We start from the raw sequence: 19083 nt of genomic DNA, 5'->3' as shown, positions 1-19083 counted from the left end.
ATAATTACTTAAACTTATCAACCAATGCTTGATATTCGGGTGTTTTTTTAAACTCATCCAGCGCCGCTTGCATCTGGTTGACAACCTCGATAGGTGTAGTTTTGTTAACCGCAAAATAGTTGTCATTAAATTTAAATTGATACACGGGTTCAACCAAGCTGATAGAAACGTTGAGATCGTTTAATAAAGTTTCAGCGCCTTTCAGGTTGGTGGCCCAGAGATCGATACGCCCTTTGACAAGCTGTTCAGCAAGCAGTGCAGGATCATGTGAACGTATGATATTATCTTCTGGGACTTTCAATTTTTCGACGCGCTTTTCTAAACTATCCCCCCTGATCACTCCGATACGATACTGGGTTAGATCGGTCTCTGAGATGATATTTATGTTACTGGTTTTTCTAGCAATGAGAAAAGAAGGTGTCCCTTTGGATATCGGGCCTACCCACAAGAATAAAGCTTCTCTCTCAGGCTTGCGTGATGTCGCAAATAGCACACTCCCTTTGCGTCTAAGTGTGTCTTTATAAGCCCTTGCCCAGGGAAGTATTAGGATGTCTTCTCTGCTAAGCCCAGATTTAGCGTATCTCGCTGTTCCCAGTAAAACCTCAACTGACAGACCAGTTAAACGTCCGTCATCATCAGTGAAATTTAGGGGAGGGTATTCTTCGGTCATGAACTTGAGTTCTCCCCAAGGATCATACAAGGGTAGACTAGCTCGCGAGACAAAGGACAGTAATACTAATGCTGTTACATAAAGTGTTCGGAGCATAATACACGGTATCGTTAGGGGCTAAGTTAAGGGTCCTTTATCGAGGATAGGTCAAAAATAGAAATTCGGCATTATATAGAGATGAAACAAGAGGTATTTGATTGAGCTGATTTTTTAAAACAAGCCCCAAACATTTAGGTTCGAGGCTTAGTAGGCTTTAGTCAGGCTTGTTGTACTTCTGGCTCTTTATCAGATGATTCGTCTCCAATCAGTCGACTGGTGATTGTGCCCGCTGTCATTGCACCAGAGACATTTAAAGCGGTGCGTGCCATATCGATGAGTGGTTCGATGGAAATGAGTAGTGCTGCGATGGTGACAGGAAGCCCCATGGCTGGTAATACTATCAGCGCTGCAAAAGTAGCGCCGCCGCCAACACCTGCTATCCCAAATGAACTGATTACGATGATCGCGATAAGAGATAAAATAAAGTGTATGTCTGTCGGGTCAATACCTACAGTTGGTGCGACCATCACAGCAAGCATGGCAGGGTAGATACCTGCACAACCATTTTGGCCTATGGTTGCACCGAATGATGCAGATAGGTTAGCAATTGCTGGTGGAACGTTCAGCTTGTTGATTTGCGCTTCGACATTTAGTGGGATAGTTGCTGCAGAGCTTCGCGAGGTGAAGGCAAAAGTAAGCACAGGCCATATTTTCTGAAAATAACTTTTAGGACTGACACCCACGAAAGAAACCAGAATTCCATGAACAACGAACATAAGTGCTATTGCAACGTAAGACGCTATGATAAAGCCAAGTAAGTTAAGAATGTCATTGGCACTAGACGTTGCAACGACTTTTGCCATCAATGCCGCAATCCCGTATGGCGTAAGTGCCATAATCATTTTTACGAGTCGCATAACGATAGACTGAGTGGCATCGACAAATACACTTATCGGTTTTTCAAGCTCTTGCTTTTCTATCATCACTTTACGAGCAGCAATACCAGTCAGAATACCAAATATCACGACCGCAATAATGGAAGTAGAACGTGCTCCTGTTAGATCGGCAAACGGGTTGGTGGGAATAAAGCTGATTAACATCTGTGGAATAGTAAGATCACTGACGGCGCCAGCTCTATTTTCCAAAACGGCAATACGAGCAGTTTCTCTGGCTCCTTCAACTAAACCTTGTGCTGTCAGCCCAAAAGCTTGAGTAATCATGATACCGACTAATGCAGAGATCGCAGTGGTAGCAAGCAATATTGAAATGGTTAGGCCAGAAATTTTTCCGAGTGAGCCGCCTTTTTCTAATTTTACAACAGCCGATATCATAGATACTAATACAAGTGGCATGACAACCATTTTCAATAAACTTACATAGCCGCTGCCGACAATATTTATCCACTCAAGAGTCTGATTGATGACATGAGTTTCTTGACTGAAAGTCAGCTGGAGTGTGAGCCCAAATAAGCTGCCAGCAATTAAACCGGTTAGAACCAATCGTGATAAACTGTTTTCTTTGTTTTGTTGCCGCATTATAAAAATAAGAAGTGCGACAAATACCGCCAAAGAAGCGATAGATGCGAATGACATAGGGGTAGCCTTTAGTAACGAAGTTTATGACAATATTTGATGCTGCAATCAACGATAGTGAATTGTCAGGTCGCAATGAAATGAATATTGGGTATTACATATAACAATAAGTTATTAACCAATCAGGAGAGCGTTTCTTTGTGCAAGTAAACCCGCTGTTATTTATTGATAACGATTGATGAGGTTTCTTATTTGAATACTATCAAGTGTTCTTATCCTATGCTCATAATCTGAAAACACACTATATTGCATTGCTTGTGCCACTTCACTCGCTTGAATTGGGATCAGTTTAGCCAGTTTGCCAAACATCAGCGGTCGTATTGATTTGAGAACTAATTGAATAACTGCTTCGTCTTTTCGTGGAGTGTCTCTTAGCCCAACGAGCGGGCCCGGCCTTACGAATGTGACATGCTCAAACCCCATAGATTCAATCGCCATTTCCATTTTACCTTTGCAACGTAAATAATGAGAAATAGCATGCGTAGAAGCACCATAACTGGAGGCAATAGCAATATGTGTTACGCCTAATTGCTTCATGGTTTGGGCAACGTCACAGACCAAATGGTAATCAATACGTTCCAGTTCTTTTTTCGAGCCAGCTTGCTTTATAGTTGTGCCCAGAGAAATGAACCCGTATTTGGGCGATGGATTTTCCGATGGCCAACCTTTTACTTGCAGCTGTGGATCTTTTATTACTTCAAGTTTTGGGTGATAAAAGGGCAGAGATCGTCGACTTAAGGCATAGATATGTGTGATTGGCTCTGCTTCTAGCATTTGTTTGACTAGTTCAGTGCCAATCAGGCCAGTTGCCCCAGCGATAATAATCACACGTGTTTTTTCTTCAGACAATGATGATGTCCTCAACAAACCTCTCGATGACTAGAGAATCTATCAACATTAGACAAAAATCTGTGATCTGTATTTGAGGTTTAAAGTTTTTAGGCCCCGACCATCGAGGCCTTTGTCTACTTTAATCGCTATGTTAGTGAGAATGGAATGCGTTTTGGCGCTTTAGAAGTTGGTTTAGGGAATTTATTTCTTTTCGATTTTTGATTGGCAAACATACAAACCTCCATGTACGAAAAAACTTTGCTCTGCGGATTAAGCAGGCTTTGTGCCATCAAACAAGTCGTATTTTAAATTTCAATAGGTTACAGCGCTTTGAGCTTGTATCCACCTCAAAAGATAGCAAAAAACTCAATAATGTCTTAATTTTGTCGTCAATTTGGTTATCATAATGATAATAATGTCCGTTTTTCTGTCTTTTAGTGTGTTTTTTAGACAGTTGTGCAGAGGTTAAGTTGAGATAATCTCAATCTTTTGTAGTGAGGTTTCATTCACCACAAATATGATATGATCGACCGTAAGCAGCCTAGACACTACCTCGTGCTGGCTGTTTACGGTGATGTAGCACAATTATTATTAACAAATATGACTTTTCTCGCTATAACTGAGATCATGTCAACATAATTTTCTTCAACAATTCATTAACATGCTCGCTGTGCAATAAAGGAGTAGCGCATGACGAAAAGCCTCTTTCGCCAATCTTTTCTTTTTGACAGCCTAGATCTAGATCAACCCATGTTAGCTGGTGAGATGACTGTTGCTAACGGCACCTTGTTTAAACTTCATGAGCGGGGAGTATTAGAGGTCATCCCATCGCAACTGGATCAAAGCAGTAAACATATTATTATATCTTGTGGGATTCATGGCAATGAAACGGCGCCTATGGAAATCGTCGATAAAATTGTTTCAGATATTCAAACAGGGTTTCAGCCAGTCAAAGAGCGTTTACTGTTCATTGTGGCTCATCCAGAGTCGACCAATAAACATACCCGCTTTATTGAAATGAATCTCAATCGTTTGTTCGATGACAAAGAACACTCAGCAACAAAAGAGCTCGTGATTGCTGAAAATTTGAAACGAGTGGTCTCTTCTTTTTATCAAGAGACACCGCAAGATAAACGTTGGCATTTGGATTTGCATTGCGCCATCCGCTCTTCCAAGCATTACACTTTCGGTGTGAGTCCTAAAACACGTCACTCAGTTCGAAGTAAAGCGCTGATTGATTTTTCAGCAAGTGCCCATTTGGAAGCTATGATGTTTTCAAATGCTCCTTCAAGTACTTTTAGTTGGTACAGCGCAGAGAATTATGCTGCACAGGCGCTAACGGTAGAGTTAGGAAAGGTGTCTCGTCTTGGCGATAATGACCTTAACAAACTGGCTGCATTTGAGTTAGCAACACGTGATTTGATTGCATCAACTGATTCAGAGCATCTTCCACGTCAACCAGTGATGTATCGAGTGAGTCGGACTATCGTTCGGCTTAATGAAGACTTTAATTTTCTCTTTGATGATGATGTGGCAAATTTCACGTCGTTTAAGCACGGAGAAGTGTTTGGTCATGACGGCGATAAGCCACTTATGGCTAAAAATGAAGGGGAAGCGATAGTTTTTCCTAATCGACATGTTGCTGTTGGCCAGAGAGCAGCTCTTATGGTTTGCCCAGTCAAAATACGCTTTGAATCTGGTCAGCTTGTCTACGATTGATGTCTAGGAAGTAACTCTTACTTTCTATTTTAGCTTCGTCAGGGTATGGTTGAGCGATTATTGTATATACTCAGCCATACTTGCTCTTAAAGCTTGAATCGAATGCACTTAAGCCAACTTCTTAATTATCAACATACTCGCTGGAAGCGCTTCGCTCTGGTGTCATTAGTCGTCCTTATTACTGTTTCTGCCGTCCACCTAATGGTTGGTGATATGTTTATCTCGCCATTTTCACATTTAACGACGATTCAAACGCAGCTCGTTACTGAATTGAGATTACCTAGGTTGCTTGCTGCAATGATTATTGGTAGTGCTCTCGCGGTTTCAGGAGGTGTTCTACAAGTACTTTTAGGTAATGTTCTTGCTGAACCGGGAGTATTAGGCGTATCTGGAGGGGCCAGTGTTGTCATGGTTCTTCTTCTTTTTCTTTGGCCTGCATGGGCCACACCGATTGGATTTATGATTGCCGCTATTATTGGCGCCTTGTTATTTACGATATTTTTGGTGTCTGTTGCAACAATGATGAAGCTTACCACAACCCGTTTGTTGTTGGTTGGAGTGACACTAGGGATTCTCACTGGCGCTATTGTTACTTGGGCGTTCTACTTCAGCGATGACTTAAGTTTACGTCAACTCATGTATTGGCTTATGGGCGGAATTGGGGGGGCTAGTTGGTTTCATCATGTGCTTACTTTGTTCCTATTACCCGTATTAGTTTGGTTATGTATTCAAGGTCACATGTTGGATAAACTTATGATGGGTGAACAGCATGCGAAACAGCTTGGGATTGATGTTTATGCTATTCGTTGGAAACTTATTCTCTCGGTCTCTGTACTGGTCGGTGGTGCGGTTGCCTTAGGGGGAGTTATCGGTTTCGTTGGCCTGATTGTTCCTCATATGGTTAGATTGGTACTGGGTGCACAAAATAGATACTTGTTACCTGTATCTGCAATCATGGGTGCAACATTAGTGGTGTGTGCCGATATTATCGCTCGAATCGCTTTACACTCAGCAGAGCTTCCTTTGGGGGTTGTCACTACAAGTATTGGTGCACCGATATTTATTTGGATGCTGGTAAAACATCATGATTCGCATTGATAATTTGTCGCTAGGTATTCGTCTTCTGCCCCTTTCTTTTAGCCTAAATAAGGGGGAAGTGCTTCATGTTATTGGTCCTAATGGAAGTGGGAAAAGCACGTTATTAGCTTGTGTCGCTGGACTATTAGACTTTCAAGGCAATGTCTTCATTGATGATATAAACGTAAAGGAAAGCTCACTAGAAACTTTGGCTATTAGCCGCGCATTTTTAAACCAAAATGATCGTCCAGCATTCAATCTCGACGTGTCATTTTATCTATCTTTGTCGCTTCCCGCTGCGTATCAGAAGCTCACAGTAGCGGCTGAGACTGTTGTTCAAGAGCTAACAGAGTTGCTTGAAATTACAGATAAATTACATCGTTCAATACACGAATTATCCGGTGGTGAGTGGCAACGCGTAAGGTTATGTGCAATATGTCTTCAAGTTTGGCCATCACTTAACCCAGATGCCAAACTACTCATTTTGGATGAACCTGCCGCTGCGCTTGATATTGGACAGGAAGTTTTCTTGTATAGATTAATTCGTAAGATAGCAGATATGGGAGTATCAGTCATTATGTCCAATCACGATCTCAATCGTACAATAAGAAATGCAGATTGTGCTTTGTTACTAGAGAAAGGAGTGATGCAAGTATATGGATCTGTCAAAGAAGTATGTGACCCAGATGAACTTTCTCGCGTATTTAAAACCAGAGTGGAAGTGGCACAAGTTAAGGGCGAGCCTGTGTTGGTTTTCACATAAGGTATTATAGCCACTCTAAGTATGGTTTTTTGGAGTCTCTTAGGGTGGCTATAAGTATGCTTTATACTGTTAGTGGCGCTAGGTCTGCGGGACGATAGTAAACAGACTTTAATACTTTGCCTTGTCGTATCGTTTTCGACTCGGACACAAAATCTTCGGCACATTTAGCAATGATATAATCGCCTTTTTGAACCGCCATTAGTTTAATACCTTGCTCGGCATAATGAGATTCGGTGTCAGCATATTCTTGTTCATTGCGACAAACCTTGCTCATATTGCTTGAATGAACTTCATCCCAGCATGGAATAAAATCAATACCACGATTTTCTGCGACGTTAAGTAATAAGTCGATGAGATATGTAATCGCAAGATTGGATTCTATCGCTGCATCGCCCAAATGTACTAAACGCCCCATGAGAACATAAACGCTATCGATAATGGCATCGGCTTGCTCGGTTTTATTGTCCGCTTCTGCTAGCTCAGTCATCTCTTCAATGGCAAGCGAGGTATGCAGTATGTCGGCTTGTGAATCTAGGGTGTCAGGGCTATCTACGGGTAAGTCAAAAGTAGTGCGAAACTCCGTAATATCACGATAGAGATGATCAAAAATATCTTGTGTAAGCTTGGATAAGCGCATGATTAAACCAAAATACGAAAAATTTCTTTTATAGTATCAAAACGCCACTCAAGGTGCCATCAAAGCCAAAAATAAATAAGGGTATGACCTCACTAAGAAAGGAAGTGTATGCTAATCTCTTGATAGTGAGGTTAATAAAAATACGCCACATCTAACTTAAAATATAGGGATTGAGATGGTAGCAACCAGCGAAACACTAATTCGACGTCTGTACCAGATCACTAATGATTACCAGAAAGGTTTCGATATCCAAATTACCCAACTCATTATGCTTGGTTTAGAACGTTTTAATCTAGATATTGGAATATTGTCGCGCGTTGAAAACGATGTTTACATCGTACTACACTGCGTAACGCCTGAGGGAGTGGAACTCAATCCTGGTGATACGTTTGATTACAATGCCACCTATTGCCAAATCACGTGTAGCTCATTTGTGCCTGTAGCGATTGAAAATATGGGCAAAGATGACAGATATGCCAAACATCCTGCCTATGAAGCGTTTGGTTTGGAGTCTTATATAGGGGTGCCAATTTTTATTGACGATGAGGTGTTTGGCACGTTAAATTTTTCATCTGCCACACCTTACGAGCGATCATTTGCTCAAGTTGATATTGATGCACTCAAGCTTATGGCGTCTTGGATCGAAGTCGAGCTCATAAGACGAAAGCAAGAAGAACGCTTGAGAGAACTCAACGCTAAGCTGGAGTACCAGGCGTTTAATGATGCGCTTACGGGGGTTTCCAATCGCCGATGCATGTTTAAAACCATTCATTCAGACATAGAACGGATGCTTTTGGCGGAAGGAAAAGGGTCTATCGCTGTGTTAGACATCGATCACTTTAAGCAGGTCAATGATAAATATGGTCACCAAGTGGGCGATGATGTATTGAAGAAAACCGCTCAAGCCCTCAAATCTAGGCTGACAGATATGGACTTCATTGCTCGTTTTGGTGGTGAAGAGTTTGTAGTTTGGCTTCCCGAGCGCAGCCTTGATGAGAGGGAACAAATATTCAGTAAGCTACATCAATCTGTGTCTGAAGTCGTGTTAGATAGAGACCCCATCACAATATCGATCGGCGTCTGCCATTTTGATTTCGCCCAAAAGAAAGACCTTGAATGTAAAAGAACGGTACTCGAGTATTTAATCGATCGCGCTGACAGCGCTTTGTATGAGGCAAAAAAGCAGGGTCGCGATCGCATTATAACAGTAACGAGTTAGTTAAAGCGTTTAAGATTGGAAAACATCAAAGCCAAACGCTCTTGTATTACTGGTTTCGTTGAAATAAATATGGGAATAATTTCACTTTTTCTGATTGAGAAAGGCTTTCCACTCGTTCAATATTGGTGTCAGGAATAGACTCTGGGTTGGGATAGTGTTTGAGTACTTTTTCCATACTGTCTTCCCGAATAAGGTGGAAAATTGGGTATGGCGATCGGTTGGTTAGGTTCTCTGCATCGTCCGGTTCTGTGCCAGCGAAGCAATAGTTAGGGTGAAACGTCGCGAGTTGAAAGACACCTTGCCATTTCTGCTGGCGTATCAGTGCTTCAACCCAATCAATGAACAAGTTGTACTCGTCAAAATCGCTAAGCATATTAGGGACGACAACAAGCGTTGTCTCTAACTTCTTGGATGGTTTTTTCTCCAGCTCCATTAATTGAGTCAGTATGTCTTCCAAAAGGTCTTGTTCTTCTCTTGCTTGGCTAATGAATATTTTAATTTGATTATTACGCTGTGGTTTAGCAGCAAATGGGCATAAGTTGAGGCCTATAACCACGTCACTGAGCCACTGATTTACTTGCTGAGCAATCTGAACTGAATCTTTATTTGTCATTGTATTACTTAATTTGTACTGGCAGCCAAGGATAGCAGATTAGCACTATTGCTGTAAGCGATTAAGTTGAACGGCTTTTGAGTCATCAATTGAATTCTGTTTTAGTTGATGACAAAGCAAAAGTATTGCAGTGTAAAGAAGTGAGCCTCCCCCCATGACCATTAACCAACCACCATGTTGCCAGCAATAGATAAGTAAGAAACCACCTAGACTGCCGCCAATATAGTAGTGGACTAGATATAAAGCGGTTGCTGTGGCCTTGGCATTTGTGGCTTTCTGACTTACCCATGAATAGGCTAAGGTGTGGGTGAAAAATGCTCCAAAACTAATCAAACACAGACCAAATACCATGAGCGGTATACTTTCAAAGTAGGCGATTGCCATGCCAGAGAAACTAACGAGCGTGCCAATCATTATGCCTTTAATCGGAGAATAATGGCGGCTCCAAATAGCGGTGAGTTTCGAGCTAATTGTCCCGGGAAGATAACAGAGGAAGATCAATGAAGCCATTCCAATAGGAAGAAAATGCGGAGCTTCTACCAAACGAAAGCCCATCACTGAGTATAAATTAACAAATAAAGCAAAATTAACACCACCAATCAGCATAGCAAGTACAATTGTTTTATTTTTTAGGTGCTTGATTAACGCTCGATTGTGATACCTCAGTAAACCATATTGAGGCGTAAAGTGCTTTTGCTTTGGGAGAAAAATCATAACAAGTAGAGCGCCAAAGAAGGTGATAATTGCCATAGTCATCACCGCTTGCTCCCAACCAAAAACCTCGGTGATTACTCCGCCTATCACTCGGCCACTTATTCCACCTAGAGAGTTTGCCGCAATGTATCCACCAATGGCTTGGTTGAATGCTGAACTGGACAATTCTTCAGCCATGTATGCAACCGCGACGGATGCAAATGCAGCAATCGCTATTCCCATCATCGCTCTTAAAACAACAAGACCTGTTAAGGATGGCAGTAGTAGCATACCGACAGATATAAGTGGCATCGAAAACAGCCCAATCAACATGACCTGCTTACGACCAATGGACTCTGATGCTACAGCCCAAGGTACCAAGCTAATAGATAGAACAAGTGTGGTGGCTGCAAACAGCCAATTAACTTGGGTTTCCGTGACTGAGAACTGCTCTGCCATATGAGGTAGCATCGGTTGGAACAGATAAAGGTTACAGAAAACAACGAAAGAACCTAGGGCAAGAGTGATCATTACCCGCCAATAATCATGAGTGCCGATAGCAATCATAGGGTTAACTACCTCATTAAAAACGCCTGTTACTGTGATCAAGATATCGGTGAAATGAGGATTAATAAAATATATTAACTATATAGAGTTAATAAGTAATGCTTATGGAGAGATGATGGATACGAGGCATCTAAAGCATTTTGTTGCAGTGGCTGAATTAAAACATTTCACCCAAGCTGCTCGTGAGCTTCATATTGCCCAACCAGCTTTGAGCATGTCGATAAAAAAATTCGAGCAGCAATTGGGAGTTGAGTTGTTTCGTCGACATGATCGACATGTTTCGTTAACGGAAGAAGGCAATGTACTGTATCAATATGCAAAGCGTGTGTTGCAACACATTGATGACGCTAAACTGGCTATTGATGAGTTGAGGGGGCTTGAAAAAGGAGAAGTACGGCTCGGAGCCCCAAGTATGATGGGTTCTTATTTTTTTCCACAAGTACTAATGGCTTTCAAAGCACATTATCCCAACCTGAAAATAACGTTGATTGATGCTGGTACTCGGTCTATTCGCCAGATGCTTTTGGATGGCGATTTGGATATAGGGGTCATTGATGACCATGACGTCCCTGATGATTTGGAGACAGATTACTTATCAGATGAAGAAATGGTGGCAGTAGTTGGTCCCGAGCATGATATAGCAAACCAAAAATGTATCAGTTTTGAAGAGTTTTTTAACCATGAACTGGTTATGTTTAAATCCGGCTATTTCCATCGAAATTTCGTTGAAGATAAAGCACGCTTATACAAGCGAGATATCAAACTTTCATTTGAAACCAATTTACTTCCACTGATTTTAAGCGTTGTAAAGCATGAGTTTGCCATCACCGCACTTCTTAAGCTGGTTACAGACAATGAGGCGGATGTTGTTGCCATACCTTTTGACGATCCTGTACACATTCGGCTCTCACTCGCATGGCGAAGGAATGGATACCTATCCATAGCAGACAGAACCTTTATTGACTTCGTTAAGCAGTACGTTTAGATGCGGTTTTTACCATCAAATACTTGCCTATTTTTATATTGGTAAGTCAATAAATTACTGGAAAAATGACCGTACTTTCCTAGTCTAGATAGAGAAGCTAAGAATGGAAGACGTGGACACAAGCTATGGTTAGACTGTTTTGGACCTTGATTTTCGTATTAACAGCATTTGCCGTACAGGCAAGTAAACCGGATGTTGTCAGGATCTATCTTGATGCTGATAGGACAGGGCATCTAGAGTCTGCACTCTCCATTGAGCATGGAATTAAGGTGGCTTTTTCTCAGAACGGTGATCAAATTGCAGGGGTGCCAGTAGAGTTTGTTACTACTGATCACAGGGGCAATGTGCTGAGAAGTAAAAAAAATATGCAACGCTTTTTAGAAGATAGTCAGGGCCTAGTTTATGTGGCAGGTTTACATTCGCCCCCTCTTATTAAGTATCGGGAATACATCAATAAATCCAAGATTCTTACTCTGGTCCCATGGGCTGCTGGAACGCCGATTACTCGTTATCCATCGGCTGAAGATAACTATGTCTTTCGCTTATCTGTTGATGACTCCAAAGTCGGGAAGATACTGGTTAACTATGCGTTAAGCAACCGGTGTAAACAGCCTCATTTAGTGCTTGAAAATACGGGTTGGGGAAAGTCCAACCACAAGGCGATGATGGCTGCACTGCCTGAAGAGCTTAGAAATAAGGTGAAAACCAGTTGGTTTGATTGGGGAATCAAGGACATTGATGCGAGAGTTCTTATCCGAGAAGCGCAGTCTAGTGGTGGTGATTGTGCACTATTGGTTGCCAACAGCCGTGAAGGAAAGCTCATTATTGAGAGTGTGTCAGAGACGGGAATTAACATGCCAGTTTATAGTCATTGGGGCATTACTGGTGGCCAGTTTGCGCAAAACGTACCTTATGAAATTAGAGAAAAAGCAAAACTACGCTTTATCCAATCTTGTTTTAACTTTTATAGTTCAGAAAGCAACAGCTTTAATCAAGCGGTATTTGAAAAAGCTAAGACCATGTTTCCCGCCTATTTTGAAACGACCAACATTAAGGCACCGGCTGGCTTTATTCATGGTTATGATATAGCAAGTGTGTTAATTGCGGCGACTAATAAGATCACACTTACCCAAGATGCTCAAGCTAACAGAACGGCAATAAAAGCCGCCTTAGAATCGATGAACAAGCCTGTTCAAGGTTTAGTAAAAACATACCAAAAACCCTATGCGCCATTTAGCGACGATAACTTTGATGCTCATGAAGCACTCGGCAGCAAAGATTATTGTATGGCCATGTATGACGAAAAAGACGCGGTCAAACTCTTACCTAACTCAATTTAACCTTCAAAAGGCACAAAAGGAGCATGTTTAAATTTGATAAGAAAAATGGAATGCACCTCTTTAGTGTATTCCTTATTGTTGGAGCCTCTGTATTTATGCTCGCCAGCTTTTTGTTTGTCCAACATCAGGCTCGTGAAACGGCTCAAATACTTATCAATGAGAGTTTGAAAGTAAAATTTGTTGCCATAGAACGTTATGTTTTTGAGTTCTTTAAGTTGCACGAGCAAAGGTTAGATCGTGTTACCTCTCACCCGGTAGTAAAGGGAGCAACGTTAGAAGGTGTGTCGAACAGTGAAGCTTTTTCTGACCAAGTTTCTCTGCTCAAAGGGGTAGGTGCAAGTGCCTACATCAATCTATATGATTTTTCTGGTGGTTTGGTTTACCAAGAGAACAAGCTTCCTAAGGTCGTCGAAGATTATGTTGTCTCTGGTGTTGAGGCCGAAACTCTCATGGAAGGCGCTTCCTACTCCTTCTTTAGCGGCAATGACATTGACTACTTACTACTTACATCACCTGTGCTATACAATGGCTATGCTGAAGGGTTGGTGACTTACACAACTCCGGTAGCTGAAAGCAATTTCTTTGAAAGCCTTGGTACCGATTCCATGCATTGGTTCGGTATTGCTCAGGACAGGCTTAATTGGCAGATGATTCCACCGAATGCTTGGCAGGTCGAGATGTTTCCTATCGAGGGAACCGAGCTTTCTTTGCTTTATTCTGTCTCACCGCAGCTAGTGAGTGATGCAGAATCAAACCTGACTCGAAGCCTTTTGGTGGGTATGGCCATTGCTGCAAGTCTCTCACTATTTGTTATGTTTGTGTTTGGCCGGAAGGTGTTGGTTTCACCATTTCGAGCTTTAGCAGAATCTGAACATCAACTATACGAACAGTCCATAGAATTAAAAGCGAAAGAAGCGGAGTCTGCCCAGCTTGCCCGTGTGGTTAAGTATATGCGCGATGCGGTAGTCTTTACTGACCTCGACACCAAAATCACTTGGGTGAATGGTGCGTTTGAAAGACTTACGGGCTACTCACAAGCTGAAATGATGGCCAAAAAGCCAGGCGATATCTTGCAAGGTGAAGGCACGGACAAAGAGACTACAAGGCAAATACGTGATGCCATCGATAGACGTGCTTCCGGTTTTTTTGAACTGCTGAATTATACCAAAAGTGGTCAACCTTATTGGATCGAAATCGCTTTGACGCCTCTATATACAAAAGATGGTCAGGTTGAGGGATTTATGGCGGTTGAACGTGATATTACCCAGCGGGTAGAATTGGAAGCTTCCTTGAAAGTAAAAGCGGTTGAAGCCGAAGCTGCTAATATCGCTAAGTCACAATTTCTAGCGGCGATGAGTCATGAGCTAAGGACGCCAATGAACGGGATATTAGGTGTGGGTGAATTGCTCAGTAATACTCCACTTAACGAGGAGCAGCATGAGTATGTCGATACGTTTGTGGCTTCAGGTAAGCACATGCTAAATGTGCTAAATGACATTCTCGACTTTTCGAAAATTGAAGCAGGCAAGCTTGAACTCGAACAAAGGGATTTTCATCTTAAAGAACTAGTGGAACGACTAGAAAGACTGTATCAGCCGCTTTGTTTAGACAAGGATCTAGAATTTTCATGTGAATATTTTCAACCTTGTGAGAAAGCCTTGAGAGCAGATGAGACGCGTCTCTCTCAAATTTTACAGAATTTATTAAGTAACGCAGTGAAGTTTACTCAGCAGGGGACGGTCGGTCTGTTCGTTTCGCTTATCGAGAAAGAAAGCCAAGGTGAGTTGACGATACAAGTGTCAGATACGGGTATTGGTATCAGCAAAGAAAAACATTCTGCGATATTTGACCCATTTTCGCAGGCAGAAGGCGACACGACGAGACGCTTTGGTGGCACTGGGCTTGGTCTCTCTATTACTAAAGATATAGTCAAGGCCATGAAGGGAACCATTGAGCTGAGCAGTGTCATGGGTGAAGGTAGTCAGTTTACGATTGTGTTACCTGTTGCTTTAACTGATATATCCGATGAGAATACGCATCAAGAGGTTATTCCAGAATTTGATGGTACTGGATTAAGCGCTCTTATTGCTGAAGACACGCGCGTAAATGCGGTGGTACTGGGTAAGTTTCTTGCTAACAAAGGCTTTGAATATGAAGTGGTTGAAAATGGTCAACTCGCCGTTGAGCGAGTTCAGCAGCGCCACTTTGACTGCGTGTTAATGGACAACCATATGCCAGAAATGGATGGGATAGAAGCGGCCAGAACCATATCGTCACTAAACTTAGATAATCCACCGATTATCATCGGGTGTACCGCCGACGCGTTCGAGCATACCCGTCATAAAATGATCTCAGAAGGCTGCACGGACGTTATTACCAAACCAGTCAGCTCAGAAAAACTGAATAAAGTCTTCCACGCCACGCTTACACCAAATAGCGCCAATTCAGCGAAGCAGGCTTAACTGTAAATCAGTATCTTAGTGCGACGACTAGATAATCTTTATTAAAGAAAGAAACTTCTCTCGCTAATTTTGTGATCTGGAACAATAAAACCATAATTATTACAAATATTTATTACCTTTCTCATAGCTCGGTGTTGTGTTAATTGATTTGTTAAATACCATTGCGCATTCCTAATAATTTTTATTAATAGACACTGACTATATTTTGGTTGTTCCAATACTATTTTGATTCTTGCTTTAACCTTGATTTATATCCAATAAGAAGAAAATCGGTTGCATCGAGAATTTCCTTAGTATTTCTGCCACTACATAGTGATTTAACCTTTCAGATGTAATTTTATGAAATCAATTTTAACAAAAGTCTCTTCAATACTGCCTATTGGAGGGGCAGTGGCGTTGTTGGCTATGTCATTCAACGTCGGCGCAGCGCCAGCAGGTTCACCTCCAGTCACCTGGCCTAATACTCAATGTGCTCTACCTAATGCCACCTTAGTTGATGGGGTATACCAAAGCACATTTAAGTTTGAGCCTCATTATACGTGCCCTGCCAATACCAGCTTAAATCACAGCAACGCTCAATGCTATGGCAGCGAAAATAAACCTCTGACCTTTTCATGTCCGAGTGGTTACAGCTTGGCCGATGGAAAAAAGGGAAAGGAATGTCAAAAGATTTGACCAAATATGGCAAGATGGGCAGGGCAACATCCATATCCTTGAAGCCAAAGGCGGTTCTTCTTCATTGGGGGCGGCCAAATTGGGCAGCGAAGTGGTGCAGCAAGGCTCACCAGCCTACACCACTAAGGTGATTGATGAGATGAAAGATTGGTTTGATAAGAACAGAAACAAGATTACTCGCCAGCAAAAACAAGACTACCAGTATACGCTGGACATGCTTGATGATCAGCGTGATACATTGCAATACAAAGTGGTGAGACAACATATTAATGATGGCGGTGAGCCAACTGGTGTGCAAGTAACGGGGTACGATGTAAAACCCAGCAGTCAAAGGCATTAAGGACTCTGTAAATGTTAAAAATCGAACATCATTATTGGGAAAAACCATCACGGAAAAACCAAGAATTTATTGATGAGGATAAGGAATTTGCGTATAGCGCTTATGAACGGGTCATTAAAGGGTTTGAAGCTGATAATACTAAATATTTAGCCGAAGATTTTTTCTTTGAGATATTTATCGAAAATCTGTTTCACCAACATGAAACCAATGCGGTCACCGCGCAGTATTTGTATGAATACTGCCAAGTGCTGAGTAGCCGAGTGCTGCTCTATTACTACCAAGGGGAAAAGCACTGTCAGCAGTTTCGTCACTACCAAATTCCGTATGGCCCATACCAAATGAATGTGGTGCTGACTATCGATGAATGGTTAGATGCCTTGATGATGAATGTGCTGCTTGGCGACCCATGCGGGTTCGGCCAAAAGCTGCTGCGTATTCCGGAAGAAAACATCCATGCCTTTATCCAAGAAACGGATGAGGTCAAAGACTTTCGCCGCGTGCTGTTTCGCTTAGTGCGAGCATTTTTTATTGACGATGACCCAGTGCCAATTGGTGAGCGGATCAATGATTTGGTGCGCTACTCCAGCCCCGAGTATGTTGGCGGAGAGCTAGTGCAAGATTACACCAATTATTTGCTCTTGCCCTTGGCGGAACTTTTGGTATCGATTCACCACCCAGATAGGGAAACGCGCTATCCAGCGAAGCTTAAGCAAGCGTTGGAGAGTCATATTCAGTATTACACCGATGTCGGCAAAGCAGATTCACCCAGCATTAAAGGTGATACAAAAGGCTGGTTTGCTATTTGGATCACGGCGCTGGCCGCGCACGCTTTCGAAGCGCGTGGCCTTGAGCCAACCATTGACAGTGAATATATGCCGCTGTGGCTGGTAAAAGGGGAGTTTCCAGGCTTTTATGCTCTAGACCCAGAGTATAAGCAGTTATTCCCTCACCAAGCCCAAGACGCCTAACAGGCCATAAACCCAAATCCCCTTAGCTTAAGTGCTAAGGGGCTTTTTTATTCACTCGGTTAACGCTCGCGCTTTAACTTTTATACATCTTCTCAAAATTGCTGGGGTTCCAGCCAATCATATAGCGGTCACCAATCTTTAATACCGGCAGAGAGCGCGCGCCAATGGCGTCGAGCTCTTTGCGGCCGCGCTGCATTTTGGCATTGGTTAAACGGTATTTATAGCCCTTGGCGTCAAGATAGCGCTGCGCTTCTTTGCAATGCGGGCATTTGTCTTTGACATACAGGACAAGTCGTTTCATGAGGTGTTCCTACTGATTGAGTAACCCAAGAGTGTAATCAATAACAGATGAATGGCAAGCTTGAATCGATTAGAATAGCGCTCACTCAATGATGCGCAAAGTGAGGATAAGTATGGAACCCGCGCTTCGCTATATCCAAGGCTACCCAGAACATATTATTACCCCAGTGACTAAAATGTACCAAGATGGGCACTTGGAAGCTTGGTTTAATCAGCGTTATCCTGACCATCACACGATTAAAAGTGAGAAAGCGCTATTTGATTACACCATGGCGATTAAAAATCGCTATATGAAAAAGACCGCGCCGCTTAGAAAAGTGACTTACGATAACAAAATACACCTGATCAATAATGCATTAGGGCTTCACACTTATGTGGCTAAAGTGCATGGTGGAAAAATCAAATCCAACAATGAAATCAAAATTGCCAGTGTGTTTAAACAAGCACCAGAGCCATTATTAAGAATGTTGGTTGTCCATGAGCTGGTTCACCTTAAAGAAAAAGAGCATAACAAGGCGTTCTATCAGCTCTGTTGTCATATGGAGCCTGATTACCACCAACTGGAGCTAGATGCACGTTTGTTTATGATAGTGAAAAATCTAACCGATTCGAAATAGGAAGGCGTATTGGCGGCTTAAATTAATTAATACGGCTATCCTGATCAGTAAATAGCGGCTTTACGGCATATAACAGAGAGGATGCTAGGCTGATGGAATTCGAAATCTATATGCCCTGTGAGCCCAAATGGCTATGCGATACTTTACTTGTGTTGTTTGCATTGCTTTTTTTGATTGGTTTGGTGGGCTTTGTTTTTGTTGTACGCAATGAATACCTGAAAATTCAGCGCGCTTCGCGGGTGAAAAAACGTCGCAATACACCCCTACAGCAACGAAATAAGCACCAACGCTAATTTGTCTGTTGATTTATCTGGGACTTTTTTTCTTCTAGGGCATTGAAAAGCGCTATCGAAAGCGGATGTTGACCAAATGTAGTCGTGAAGTGATTCAGATGTCTTAACGCCTGCTTAAGTTCCCCATGCTCTATTTCCAGTTTCGCCAGATTTAACAGAGTTTGTGGCCGATTAGGATCGCGGGCAAGGGTGTCACGAAAGTGAGTGATGGCTTGTTCTGGTTTCCCTTCTTTTAACCAACATAGAGCTGAGTTTTCATAAACATCGGCAACGCGATAATAGTCGTCTAGTGCCATCGCCTTTGTAAATTGGGTTTGGGCCAATATAAATTGCGAGCGTTTACAGAGAAAACTACCGTAATCATTAAGTACTTGGCCATTGTTTGGCTCACTGCGTAGCGCGCTTTTATACCACTTATGCGCTTTTTCATAATCCGAGACAGTTTCAAAATAACGTGCCATCGCAATGTGTGAGCGGTAATACTTGGGGGCATGCTCAAGCGCCATCTGAAAATTTTGCTTGGCCTTCACCATATGACTTAGCTGCATATAATTCATCCCAAGTGTAATTCTGGCATCGGCTTTAAGTCTTTGGAGCGAGTCTAGGCTATTGCTGCTTGACGAAGTGGCGCAGGAAGTGGAAAGCAAGCAAGCCAAGATAATAAAAATGCGCATTGTGATTTC

General features: G+C 42.3%; 20 protein-coding genes. 12 read left to right on the top strand and 8 right to left on the bottom strand.

Annotated features, from left to right (window positions below):
- Window positions 1-4 precede the first annotated feature (4 nt).
- From DPF90_RS08040 to DPF90_RS08030, 3 genes are all read right to left on the bottom strand, one after another.
- Window positions 5-670 (bottom strand): substrate-binding periplasmic protein, encoded by a 666-nt coding sequence (locus DPF90_RS08040; RefSeq protein WP_162813998.1) that lies wholly within the window; start codon window positions 668-670, stop codon window positions 5-7.
- A gap of 257 nt (window positions 671-927) precedes the next feature.
- A complete protein-coding gene (locus DPF90_RS08035) occupies window positions 928-2301 on the bottom strand; it encodes an L-cystine transporter (RefSeq protein ID WP_114785817.1) in 1374 nt (457 codons plus the stop codon).
- Between the two features lie 162 nt (window positions 2302-2463).
- On the bottom strand, window positions 2464-3150 hold the full coding sequence (locus DPF90_RS08030; RefSeq protein ID WP_114785816.1) for an NAD(P)H-binding protein: 687 nt from the start codon (window positions 3148-3150) through the stop codon (window positions 2464-2466).
- Window positions 3151-3822: 672 nt separating this feature from the next.
- Here DPF90_RS08030 and DPF90_RS08025 point away from each other — a divergent pair.
- The 3 genes from DPF90_RS08025 (at window position 3823) to btuD (ending at window position 6691) form a co-directional block, all read left to right on the top strand.
- Entirely contained in the window at window positions 3823-4851 is a 1029-nt protein-coding gene (locus DPF90_RS08025) for a succinylglutamate desuccinylase (protein WP_114785815.1), read from the top strand.
- Window positions 4852-4953: 102 nt separating this feature from the next.
- Window positions 4954-5949: a vitamin B12 ABC transporter permease BtuC gene (btuC, locus tag DPF90_RS08020; RefSeq protein ID WP_114785814.1), complete on the top strand. Its 996-nt coding sequence runs from the start codon at window positions 4954-4956 to the stop codon at window positions 5947-5949.
- A complete protein-coding gene (btuD, locus tag DPF90_RS08015) occupies window positions 5936-6691 on the top strand; it encodes a vitamin B12 ABC transporter ATP-binding protein BtuD (RefSeq protein WP_114785813.1) in 756 nt (251 codons plus the stop codon). The genes btuC and btuD overlap by 14 nt, the downstream gene beginning before the upstream one ends.
- A 61-nt stretch (window positions 6692-6752) precedes the next feature.
- Here the strand turns inward: btuD and DPF90_RS08010 are convergent, their stop codons facing one another.
- Window positions 6753-7328: a nucleoside triphosphate pyrophosphohydrolase family protein gene (locus tag DPF90_RS08010; protein WP_114785812.1), complete on the bottom strand. Its 576-nt coding sequence runs from the start codon at window positions 7326-7328 to the stop codon at window positions 6753-6755.
- Window positions 7329-7497: 169 nt separating this feature from the next.
- Between DPF90_RS08010 and DPF90_RS08005 the strand changes: the two genes are divergently transcribed.
- Window positions 7498-8547, top strand: a complete 1050-nt coding sequence (locus tag DPF90_RS08005; RefSeq protein ID WP_420855734.1) for a sensor domain-containing diguanylate cyclase — start codon at window positions 7498-7500, stop codon at window positions 8545-8547.
- Window positions 8548-8593: 46 nt separating this feature from the next.
- On the opposite strand, the gene DPF90_RS08000 is transcribed toward DPF90_RS08005, so the two are convergent.
- Together DPF90_RS08000 and DPF90_RS07995 are read right to left on the bottom strand one after the other, a co-directional pair.
- Window positions 8594-9160 (bottom strand): DUF1415 domain-containing protein, encoded by a 567-nt coding sequence (locus DPF90_RS08000; protein ID WP_114785810.1) that lies wholly within the window; start codon window positions 9158-9160, stop codon window positions 8594-8596.
- A gap of 45 nt (window positions 9161-9205) precedes the next feature.
- On the bottom strand, window positions 9206-10420 hold the full coding sequence (locus DPF90_RS07995) for an MFS transporter (RefSeq protein WP_114785809.1): 1215 nt from the start codon (window positions 10418-10420) through the stop codon (window positions 9206-9208).
- Between the two features lie 115 nt (window positions 10421-10535).
- On the opposite strand from DPF90_RS07995, the gene DPF90_RS07990 reads away from it, so the two are divergent.
- From DPF90_RS07990 to DPF90_RS07965, 6 genes are all read left to right on the top strand, one after another.
- Window positions 10536-11405 carry a LysR family transcriptional regulator gene (locus DPF90_RS07990; RefSeq protein WP_114785808.1) on the top strand — a complete coding sequence of 290 codons (870 nt, stop codon included), beginning with the start codon at window positions 10536-10538 and terminating at the stop codon, window positions 11403-11405.
- A 125-nt stretch (window positions 11406-11530) separates the two neighbouring features.
- Entirely contained in the window at window positions 11531-12745 is a 1215-nt protein-coding gene (locus tag DPF90_RS07985; RefSeq protein WP_114785807.1) for an ABC transporter substrate-binding protein, read from the top strand.
- Window positions 12746-12768: 23 nt separating this feature from the next.
- Complete coding sequence (locus DPF90_RS07980; protein WP_114785806.1) at window positions 12769-15207, top strand: PAS domain-containing hybrid sensor histidine kinase/response regulator; 2439 nt, start codon at window positions 12769-12771, stop codon at window positions 15205-15207.
- A gap of 339 nt (window positions 15208-15546) precedes the next feature.
- Complete coding sequence (locus DPF90_RS07975; protein WP_114785805.1) at window positions 15547-15882, top strand: hypothetical protein; 336 nt, start codon at window positions 15547-15549, stop codon at window positions 15880-15882.
- Window positions 15848-16222, top strand: coding sequence for a hypothetical protein (locus DPF90_RS07970; RefSeq protein WP_114785804.1), 375 nt, complete (start codon window positions 15848-15850; stop codon window positions 16220-16222). The genes DPF90_RS07975 and DPF90_RS07970 overlap by 35 nt, the downstream gene beginning before the upstream one ends.
- A gap of 11 nt (window positions 16223-16233) precedes the next feature.
- Window positions 16234-17190, top strand: a complete 957-nt coding sequence (locus DPF90_RS07965) for an Imm49 family immunity protein (protein WP_114785803.1) — start codon at window positions 16234-16236, stop codon at window positions 17188-17190.
- Between the two features lie 73 nt (window positions 17191-17263).
- Here DPF90_RS07965 and DPF90_RS07960 read toward each other — a convergent pair whose 3' ends face one another.
- Window positions 17264-17491 (bottom strand): glutaredoxin family protein, encoded by a 228-nt coding sequence (locus tag DPF90_RS07960; protein ID WP_114785802.1) that lies wholly within the window; start codon window positions 17489-17491, stop codon window positions 17264-17266.
- Window positions 17492-17603: 112 nt separating this feature from the next.
- Here DPF90_RS07960 and DPF90_RS07955 point away from each other — a divergent pair, with 112 nt between their 5' ends.
- Window positions 17604-18107 carry a M48 metallopeptidase family protein gene (locus DPF90_RS07955; protein ID WP_114785801.1) on the top strand — a complete coding sequence of 168 codons (504 nt, stop codon included), beginning with the start codon at window positions 17604-17606 and terminating at the stop codon, window positions 18105-18107.
- A 92-nt stretch (window positions 18108-18199) separates the two neighbouring features.
- Window positions 18200-18400, top strand: coding sequence for a hypothetical protein (locus tag DPF90_RS07950; RefSeq protein WP_114785800.1), 201 nt, complete (start codon window positions 18200-18202; stop codon window positions 18398-18400).
- On the opposite strand, the gene pilW is transcribed toward DPF90_RS07950, so the two are convergent.
- Window positions 18397-19074 carry a type IV pilus biogenesis/stability protein PilW gene (gene pilW, locus DPF90_RS07945; protein ID WP_114785799.1) on the bottom strand — a complete coding sequence of 226 codons (678 nt, stop codon included), beginning with the start codon at window positions 19072-19074 and terminating at the stop codon, window positions 18397-18399. The genes DPF90_RS07950 and pilW overlap by 4 nt on opposite strands.
- Window positions 19075-19083 lie beyond the last annotated feature (9 nt).

Origin of the sequence: Vibrio tetraodonis, from assembly GCF_003350295.1 — a bacterium.
Taxonomy (GTDB): domain Bacteria; phylum Pseudomonadota; class Gammaproteobacteria; order Enterobacterales; family Vibrionaceae; genus Vibrio; species Vibrio tetraodonis.
This window is presented reverse-complemented; position numbering and strand designations above follow the sequence as displayed.